This window comes from Monashia sp. HAY1-2A (genome assembly GCF_056755315.1).
On sequence record NZ_JBNDHY010000170.1, the window covers coordinates 1 to 8,979 of the forward strand.

Annotated in this window: 9 protein-coding genes; 1 reads left to right on the forward strand and 8 read right to left on the reverse strand. The window is 67.6% G+C overall.

All coding sequences use genetic code 11. The features are described from left to right. The 7 genes from ACPYOM_RS18885 to rfbB form a co-directional block, all read right to left on the reverse strand. Nucleotides 1-230: Gfo/Idh/MocA family oxidoreductase (locus tag ACPYOM_RS18885; RefSeq protein WP_481347134.1), on the reverse strand; the 230-nt coding region annotated here is incomplete at its 3' end. After that, nucleotides 230-1,318 carry a DegT/DnrJ/EryC1/StrS family aminotransferase gene (locus ACPYOM_RS18890; RefSeq protein ID WP_481347135.1) on the reverse strand — a complete coding sequence of 363 codons (1,089 nt, stop codon included), beginning with the start codon at nucleotides 1,316-1,318 and terminating at the stop codon, nucleotides 230-232. The genes ACPYOM_RS18885 and ACPYOM_RS18890, both read right to left, overlap by 1 nt. 55 nt (nucleotides 1,319-1,373) lie before the next feature. Next, nucleotides 1,374-3,116, reverse strand: coding sequence for a glycosyl hydrolase family 28-related protein (locus ACPYOM_RS18895; protein ID WP_481347136.1), 1,743 nt, complete (start codon nucleotides 3,114-3,116; stop codon nucleotides 1,374-1,376). Nucleotides 3,117-3,217: 101 nt separating this feature from the next. Next, the gene (locus ACPYOM_RS18900) at nucleotides 3,218-4,507 is read right to left on the reverse strand and encodes a nucleotide sugar dehydrogenase (RefSeq protein WP_481347137.1); all 1,290 of its coding nucleotides are present in this window, start codon (nucleotides 4,505-4,507) and stop codon (nucleotides 3,218-3,220) included. Nucleotides 4,508-4,531: 24 nt separating this feature from the next. After that, nucleotides 4,532-5,119, reverse strand: a complete 588-nt coding sequence (locus tag ACPYOM_RS18905) for an acyltransferase (RefSeq protein ID WP_481347138.1) — start codon at nucleotides 5,117-5,119, stop codon at nucleotides 4,532-4,534. Between the two features lie 66 nt (nucleotides 5,120-5,185). Continuing rightward, entirely contained in the window at nucleotides 5,186-6,058 is an 873-nt protein-coding gene (gene rfbD, locus ACPYOM_RS18910; RefSeq protein WP_481347139.1) for a dTDP-4-dehydrorhamnose reductase, read from the reverse strand. Then, the gene (gene rfbB, locus ACPYOM_RS18915) at nucleotides 6,055-7,068 is read right to left on the reverse strand and encodes a dTDP-glucose 4,6-dehydratase (protein ID WP_481347140.1); all 1,014 of its coding nucleotides are present in this window, start codon (nucleotides 7,066-7,068) and stop codon (nucleotides 6,055-6,057) included. Before rfbB ends, rfbD begins: the two co-directional genes overlap by 4 nt. Before the next feature lie 73 nt (nucleotides 7,069-7,141). Here rfbB and ACPYOM_RS18920 point away from each other — a divergent pair, with 73 nt between their 5' ends. Beyond that, on the forward strand, nucleotides 7,142-8,485 hold the full coding sequence (locus ACPYOM_RS18920) for a UDP-glucose dehydrogenase family protein (RefSeq protein ID WP_481347141.1): 1,344 nt from the start codon (nucleotides 7,142-7,144) through the stop codon (nucleotides 8,483-8,485). 70 nt (nucleotides 8,486-8,555) lie between these two features. Here ACPYOM_RS18920 and ACPYOM_RS18925 read toward each other — a convergent pair. After that, nucleotides 8,556-8,979 (reverse strand): hypothetical protein (locus ACPYOM_RS18925; protein ID WP_481347142.1); only part of this gene is annotated, 424 nt, incomplete at its 5' end.

Below are 8,979 nucleotides of genomic sequence, written 5' to 3' on the forward strand. Positions count from 1 at the left end.
CCGATCTCTTCGTGAAAGACCGTGGGTACCGCCACGACGCAGTAGTCCACCCCAGCGCTCACGATGTCCTGCACACCGTCCAGGACGCGAAGTCCCGTGGCTACGCGGTGCGGGTCGCCGCCCGGATCAGCCACGGCCACTAGGTCCACGCCGTCCAGCGATGACAGCACCCGGGCGTGGTGACGACCCATCATCCCGAGTCCGATGAGTCCCGCTCGCAGCATCCGCATCAGACGCCTGCCCGGACGAGTGAGTTCACGGCGGTCACGACGCGATCGAGATCCTGCTCGGTCAGGGATGGATGCACGGGCAGCGACAGGCACTCGGCCGCAGCCCGCGCGGTTTCAGGCAGGTCTACGTCGACGTCGAAAGGGGCGAGCCGATGGTTGGGAACGGGGTAGAACATGCCCGAGCCGACCTGATGCTCCTCCCTGAGAGCTGCCGCGAAGCCGTCCCGGTCCTCGGGAACCCTCACGGTGTACTGGTGGAACACATGGACGGCCCCCCGGGCCACATTTGGAGTGACCACGCCCTCCAGACGGGCAGAGTAGTATGCCGCGTTGCGACGTCGCTGCTCGTTCCAGGCATCCACCTTTGTGAGCTGCACCCGGCCGATAGCCGCGTGGATGTCGGTCATTCGGTTGTTCAGCCCCACGACCTCGTTGTGGTAGGCCTTCTCCATACCCTGGTTGCGGTACAGGCGAAGCAACCGCTCGATGTCGGGGTTGCCCACCGATACCATGCCGCCCTCCCCCGACGTCATATTCTTCGTCGGATAGAGCGAGAACATGGCGAAGGCGCCGAAGGCGCCAACGGGGGTGCCGTCGAGCGAGGCGCCGTGCGCCTGGGCGGCGTCTTCAAACACCTGGACGCCGTGTCGCTCGGCGATCTCGAGCAGGCGAGGCATCTTCGCCGGGTGACCGTAGAGGTGGACCGGCATGATGCCCGCAGTTCGCTCGGTGATGGCGGCCTCGACCGCGGCGGGGGACAGGCAATAGTCATCGGGGTCGATGTCGGCGAAGACGGGAGTGGCGCCTGTCAGAGCGACAGAATTGGCCGTGGCGGCGAACGTGAAGGACGGCACGATGACCTCGTCGCCAGGGCCAACGCCGCAAGCCAGCAGGCCAAGGTGCTGGCCTGACGTGCCGGAATTCACGGCCACGCAAGGTCGCCCGAGGGAAAAGTGCTCGGCGAACTCCTGCTCGAAGTTTGCCACCTCGGGTCCCTGCGCGAGCATGCCCGACCGCATGACGCGGTCAACGGCTTCTCGCTCTTCGTCGCCGATGATCGGCTTGGCCGGGGGGATGAAGGCCTGCATATCGCTCCTGCGCGAGTTGGTGTCGTCTAGTCTTGTGAATGGCATCGGTTGCTCTTCAGGTCAGCGGCACCCAGGAGGTGCGTGTGGTCCCGATCGAGATCCACAGCGTCGTGCCTACCCCACCATTGCGCTGGGTGTAGCGCACCCCCACTTCGCCCGGCGGTACAACCCCGACAGGGGAGTTCACATACGCGCAGTCTCCGAAGGCGGCGTCGATCTCGGCCCAGACAAAGACGGGACCTCGCCCGCTTGCGAAAGTGTTAGAGGCGTCCATGTGGAAGCGCTTGAGGCGCTGTGACCCGTATGCGCGGGCCGTGAAAGCGTACGAAGCCCCAGAGAAGTTGTTCGCAACAACAGATGCATAGTCCGCTCCTCCGATGAACGCGCCGTAATATCCAACCCCCTCCTGCTGGATCTCGTTCCCGTGAACGCGCAGCTGGGCGTCTTGCATCCCCGAGTAGAGCAACAGTGCATGGTTCACGTGGTTCACGATCTTGTTCTGGGCGACGCTGACTCGGCCGAAACAGTTGTCGAGACGAATGGCACCGGATGTTGCAATCGGAGTGCTGGTTCGTCCGATGATGACATTTCCGGAGAGATTCAAATCTGTCGCTCGGCTGGCCGTAATCGCGGTGCCGCAGCCTTCAAGGATGTTGTTGGTGACGTGTACCTGGCTCGCAGGCGAAGTCGTGGATCCGAAGATGCAAATCCCGTTCGCAGGTCGACTTGCGGTACCGCCTGGATTGACGATGATGTTGTTGGTGATAAGGGCTCGGGGGTGCAGCAGGGAGCCGGCGAGGTATGAGGGGGCATACGTGATGGCGCCCTCAGCAGGGGCACTGGCATCGTTCACCGTACCGTCGACGATCACATTGTCCGAGCAGACGAAGTTGTCAACGCTCTTGGCAGATATGGCGGCGCAGCCACATGCCTCGAAATAGTTGCCCATGATACGGGCTCCGGATACCGCGGGGTAGGTATGAAGTGGAGAGATTGTGTTTCCTGCGCAGTTCTGGCCGTAGCCCCAGAACCAATTGCCCATCGCGTCTAGTGTGGCTCCGGTCCCCGTGCTCGATGAAAGACTGGGCGCAAAGAAGATGCCACCTGGATATCCTCCAGAAACCGACGGACTGGTGGTTCCTGTAGCACGGTTGAAGTTGAATGCGACAGTCCCTTTTGCGCCGGACTGACCACTGACGATCGCGAGGATTGCTGAGTAGTGGCCCGGTGAACCATCATGTTCGGCCTGCTTTTCGAAGGAGCACCCGGTAATCGAGATGGAACCACCGAAGTTGTAGGCATAGACGGCCGCCTTGACGGAGTTGACAACGCGTGTCCCTTCCAAGATGACGGACTTTCCCGTCTCGACGGCGCCGGCCACCAGAGTGGTGCGTCCGGTCTGCTGCGCCTTGTTGCCGTCCAGTACGCCGCCGCGAATCCGCAGGAACGTAGACGCGAAGCCGAGCATGTAGTCGTCGGGTCCTGCGGGTAGGTGGCGCAACGTGGCTCCGACGCCGAGCAACAGGTCAGACGGCTGGGTGATGGCCACGTTGTTCAGCAGGTAGATGCCGGCTGGGAAGTAAACGAGGTCCCCGGCGGCTGCGTTGATTGCCCGCTGGACGGATGCAGTGTCGTCCGTGCTGCCGTCGCCCAAGGCGCCGAAGTCCCGCACGTTGAACCCAGCAGGAGTCGACGGCGCGGCTTGCACAGCACCTGCACCGGCCGTCGCGAAGAGCGCCGCGCCGGCGCCCGCCAGCCCGGCCCGCCCGAGCCACTGGCGCCTTGCGTAGTTTGTCATCACTGCACCCCCTGCGCGACCGTTATGTCCCACTCATGCTATTTGTCATACCCACGGTTATCGATGGAAACGGCTCTGCGCCTCATCCCTTGCCGCAGTCGTCAGCTCCGGCCGATGGTCAACACTGTTGCCTCGGGGAACTCCTGAGGGTCGAGCACGTTCCGCCCGTCGACGACCACCGTTGCGCCGGGCAGATCCGCTGAGGTGAGCTGCTGGTACTCCGCGTGGTCGGTTTGCAGGATGGCGACGTCGACTGCACGGCCGAGCGTGTGAGGGGCGAAACCGATAGCTGCCAACTCGTCGTCGGAGTACATGGGATCGTGCACCGTTACGTGGGCGCCCTCTGCCATGAGCGCGTCGACCGTGGCGAAGACCCCGGAGAAGGCGGTCTCCTTCACGCCCCCGCGATAGCTCGCGCCGAGCACCACCACAGAGGCGCCGGACAGGTCTCCAAAGGCTCCGCGAGCGAGACCGACGGCATAGGCCGGCATAGCCGCGTTCGCCTCACGGGCCGCGCGCACAACCGTCGCCGCATCGTCGTTCCACATGTACAGCCGCGGGTAGACGGGGATGCAGTGTCCGCCCACGGCGATGCCCGGCCGGTGGATGTGACTGTACGGCTGGGAGTTCGCGGCTTCGATCACTTGGTAGACGTCGATGCCGGCGCGCTGTGCGAACACGGCGAACTGGTTGGCGAGCCCGATATTGACGTCGCGGTACGTCGTCTCGGCGAGTTTGGCCATCTCCGCCGCCTCGGCGGACCCGAGGTCCCACACGCCGTTGCCGCGCTCGAGGTCGGGTCGCTCGTCGAACTCCAACACCGACTCGTAGAAGGCGGTCGCGGCCTTGGCACCCTCAGGACTCAGCGCACCGACGAGCTTGGGGTACTTGCGCAGGTCGGCGAACACGCGACCCGTGAGGACGCGCTCGGGCGAGAAGACAACGTGGAAGTCGGTACCCTCGATGAGGCCTGAGTCCTTCTCGAGCATCGGCTTCCAGCGCGTGCGGGTGGTTCCGACAGGCAGCGTGGTCTCGTAGGCGACGAGGGTGCCGGGGCGAAGACCCCGCGCGATATCGCGCGTGGCGGAGTCCATCCAGGCGAAGTCCGGGACGCCGTCACCGTCCACGAACAGCGGCACGACAACCACGACGGCGTCGCTTTGGCTGACCGCCCACGCCGTGTCGGTCGTTGCGATGAGTCGTCCGGCGCGCACGACCTCGGCGAGCGTGTCCGCGAGCTGCGCCTCGCCGGGGAACGGCTCCACCCCGGCGTTGACGGTGGCGACGGTGGCGGGGCTGACGTCCGCGCCTAGGACGTCATGGCCCATCGTGGCGAACTGGACGGACAGGGGTAGGCCGATCTTGCCGAGTCCGACGGTCGTGATCTTCACGTGATGTCCTTCTGCTGTTCGTGCTCAGGGATGGGTGGGGGACAGGACCCCGTCGGTCTCGCGGTAGGTCTCCCCGGTCCTCGGGCAACGCCAAACGTCCGCATCCTGCTCGAGAGGCACACCGGCGCGGCCCACCCACCGGATCCGGCGGGCGGGGACGCCGGCAACGAGGGCGAAGTCGGGGACGTCCCTCGTCACCACGGCCCCCGCCGCAACCATCGCCCATCGACCGATGGTGACCGGAGCGACGCAGACGGCGCGGGCCCCGATGGAGGCGCCTTCACCGACGGTGACACCGACTGGCGTCCAGTCATCTGCTGACTTCAGGCGACCGTCCGGCTCGATGGCACGCGGGAAGTGGTCGTTGGTGAAGACGACGGCCGGTCCGATGAAGACCCCATTCGCGACGACGGCCGGCTCGTACACGAGCGCGTGGTTCTGCACCTTGCAGTTGTCGCCGAGTCGGACGCCCGATCCGATGTACGCCCCACGTCCGACCACGCAGTTCTGCCCCAGCACTGCGTGCTCGCGAACCTGTGCGTGGTGCCAGACCTTCGAGCCGTCACCCACCACTGCGTCGGCATCGACGTCTGCGCTGTCGTGCACGAACATCCGAAAACCCCATCTACCTCGTCGACGGCACCAAGAGTCTACGTGCACATCGCCATGAAGCGGACATTACGCCCGGAAGGCCCGCAGGCCCTCCCGCCAATCGCCGATCGGCGCGATACCCGCGGCGCCGAGCGACGCGTGGGACAGGACGCTCCAGGCGGGTCGAGGGGCAGGCCGGGGGAAGGCGGCGGTGGTCGTCGGCAGCACCCGCTCGGGGTCCAGACCACCCAGCTCGAAGACGGCGCGAGCCAGCCCGAACCACGTCGTCTGCCCGCTCGACGTGCCGTGATGGACGCCGTAGGGAGCCCCGGCGCCGACGATGCGGAGGATGAGATTGCAGAAGTCGACGGTCCAGGTCGGCTGGCCCACCTGGTCATCGACCACACTGACCCTGTCCCGCTCCGACGCCAGCCGCAGCATCGTCGAGACGAAGTTCGGACCACCCTCGCCGTAGAGCCAAGCCGTGCGAACAACCCACGACTGCGGGCACACCGCTCGTACGGCCCACTCGCCGGCGGCCTTGGTCCGCCCGTACGCGGAGCGGGGCGCCACGGGGTGGTCGACCGTGTACGGCTCGGTGGCGCTGCCGTCGAACACGTAGTCGGTGGAGACGTGCACGAGGCGGGCACCGCCGCGGGCGCAGGCCCGCGCGACGTTCGCCGCGCCGACAGCGTTGACGGCGAAGGCGCGCGGCTCGTCCGTCTCGGCGGCGTCGACCGCCGTGTAGGCGGCGGTGTTGACGACGAGGTCGTGGCCCTCGACGGCGGCCAGGCACTGGGCGGGGTCCGTGACGTCGAGGTCCGCCCGGCCGAGGGCCGTGACGACCCAGCCCGCGGACCGCAGCGCCGGGACGAGGTCGTGGGCGAGCATGCCCCCGGCGCCGGTCACGAGCGCGCGCCCCGAACCGGACGCCTCTGCCGCGTGGGGCGCGGTGCTCACCGGCCGAGCCTGGCGTAGGTGCGCTCGGCCTCGACCTTGGCGGCCCGCCACCAGTCGGGGTTGCCGCGGTACCACTCGACGGTCTGTTCGAGGCCCGCGCGGATGTCGGCGTACCGCGGCCGCCAGTCCGTCTCGAGGCGCAGCTTCGTCGCGTCGATGGCGTAGCGCAGGTCGTGACCGGGCCGGTCGTCGACGTGCTCGAACCAGTCGGCCGGCCGGCCCATGATCTCCAGGAGCATCCGGACGATGTCGAGGTTGTCGCGCTCGCCGTCGGCACCGATGAGGTAGGTCTCGCCGAGCCGGCCCTGCTCGAGGATGGCGATGACCGCGTCGTTGTGGTCGTCGACGTGGATCCAGTCGCGCACGTTGAGGCCCGACCCGTACACCTTGGGTCGGACGCCTTCGAGGATGTTGGTCACCTGGCGCGGGATGAACTTCTCGACGTGCTGGCGGGGTCCGTAGTTGTTCGAGCAGTTCGAGACCGTCGCCTTGATGCCGAAGGAGCGGATCCAGGCACGCACGAGCAGGTCGGCGCCGGCCTTGGTGGCCGAGTAGGGGGACGACGGGTTGACCGGGGTCCTCTCGGTGAACCGCTCGTGGTCGTCGAGCTTGAGGTCGCCGTACACCTCGTCGGTCGAGATGTGGTGCAGCCGCCGGTCGTGCCGGCGGATCGCCTCGAGCAGCGTGAAGGTGCCGACGACATTCGACTCGACGAAGGGCCACGGGGAGTCGAGCGAGTTGTCGTTGTGCGACTCGGCCGCGAAGTGGACGACGACGTCGTGGTCGGCCACGAGCCGGTCCACGAGCGGCGCGTCGGCCACCGAGCCCTCGACGAGCTGCACCGACCCGTCGCCGCCGAGGTCGGCCAGCACCGGGGCGAGGGAGCGCCGGTTGGCCGCGTAGGTCATGGCGTCGAGCACGGACACGGTCCAGTCCGGACGCGTCTCGCGCGCCCGAAGGACGAAGTTCGAGCCGATGAAGCCGGCACCACCGGTGACGAGGACGCGCATGGGGCGAGGGTAACGAAGGGGCCGAAACCTTGCGGCCACCTGCCGTTTCCCACCCCTCGATATGCTGCCCGGCGTGAAGATCTCGGTCATCGGATGCGGATACCTCGGCGCGGTCCACGCCGCGTGCATGGCCGAATTCGGCCACGACGTCGTCGGCGTCGACGTCGAGCCCGAGAAGATCGAGAGGCTCGCCGCGGGCATCCCGTCCTTCCACGAGCCGGGCCTGGCGCCGCTGCTGCGCCGGGGCGTCGACGCCGGCACGCTCGTCTTCACCACCGACAAGTCGCTCCTGGCGGACGCGCGCGTCCACTTCATCGCGGTCGGCACGCCGCAGCGCGGGGGCAGCTACGCCGCGGACATGAGCTACGTGTGGTCCGCCGTCGAGGACATCATCGCCAACGCCCAGCCGCACCCGGAGGGCCCGATCGTCGTCGTCGGCAAGTCGACGGTCCCCGTCGGCACCGCCCAGGCCATGGCCGACCGCTTCGCCGCCGCGGGCCTCGACGCCGTCGTCGTGTGGAACCCCGAGTTCCTCCGCGAGGGCTTCGCCGTCAAGGACACCCAGCACCCCGACCGCGTCGTCTACGGCCTGCCCGACGACGTGGAGCGGGGCGAGCTCGGTCGCACCGTCCTCGACGAGGTGTACGCACCGATCATCGCCGCCGAGACGCCGCGGCTGCTGCTCAACTACCCGACGGCAGAGCTCGTCAAGGTCGCCGCCAACTCGTTCCTCGCGACGAAGATCTCGTTCATCAACTCGATGGCCGAGCTGTGCGACGTCGCCGGTGCCGACGTGTCCAAGCTCGCCGAGGCCATCGGCCACGACGACCGCATCGGGGCGAAGTTCCTTCAGGCCGGCATCGGCTTCGGCGGCGGGTGCCTGCCCAAGGACATCCGCGCCTTCATGGCCCGCGCCGGCGAGCTCGGCGTCGACCAGTCGCTGACGTTCCTGCGCGAGGTCGACTCGATCAACATGCGCCGCCGCGACCATGCCGTCGAACTCGCCTCGGAGATGGCCGGCGGCCGCCTCGTCGGCGTCAAGGTCGCCGTGCTCGGCCTGACCTTCAAGCCCGACAGCGACGACGTGCGCGACTCGCCGGCCCTTGACATCGCCGGACGCCTCTGGGGCCGCGGCGCGAACGTCGTGGCCACCGACCCCGCAGCGTCGGGCATCGTGCGCCGGATGCGTCCGGACCTGCACATCGTCGACACCGCCGAGGAGGCGCTCGGCGGCGCCGAGCTCGTCATCCTGCTCACCGCGTGGCAGGACTACGTCGAGCTCGACCCGGCCCGCGCCAAGACGCTCGTGGCCGTGCCGCGCGTCATCGACGGGCGTAACGTCCTCAACCCGCAGGCGTGGTCCGACGCCGGCTGGGACTACCGCGGCATGGGCCGGCGCGCCAGTACCGCCTGGTGAGGCCGGCCGCAGGAAGAAACGCCCCACAGGGCCCCAGACCGCTCGCCGCCGCGGATGTGCGCCAAGGGAGCTACGGCACCGCAACCACGGCGGACACGCCCGTCGGCTTGAACGTCGGCTTCCCCGTCATCCGATTGTTGCTCCAATCCTTGACGGTGGTCCTCGGATACTGGAACCGAGCTGAGGAGCCCGTGTCGCCGGACAGGTCGGCGTTTCGCAGCGCAAACGTCCGCTGGTCCCTCGCGACCGTGGAGGCGAGGAAAAGGCCGTACTGCATGAACCTGTTGGTGGCGGTGACGACGAGCCCGTCGAGGGTGATGTTCGAGCCCTGTGCGATGTACACGCCGTAGATGTTTCTCGCGACGTTGTTGTTCCCGGCGTTGTGGATGCGGACGCCCGCGAGGCTGACCCGGTCCTGGCTGGAGCCGGTCGAGGACGTCAAGCGCAGGCCGATGCGCCCGCAGGTGTCGACGACGAGCGCCGTGCCCTCGATG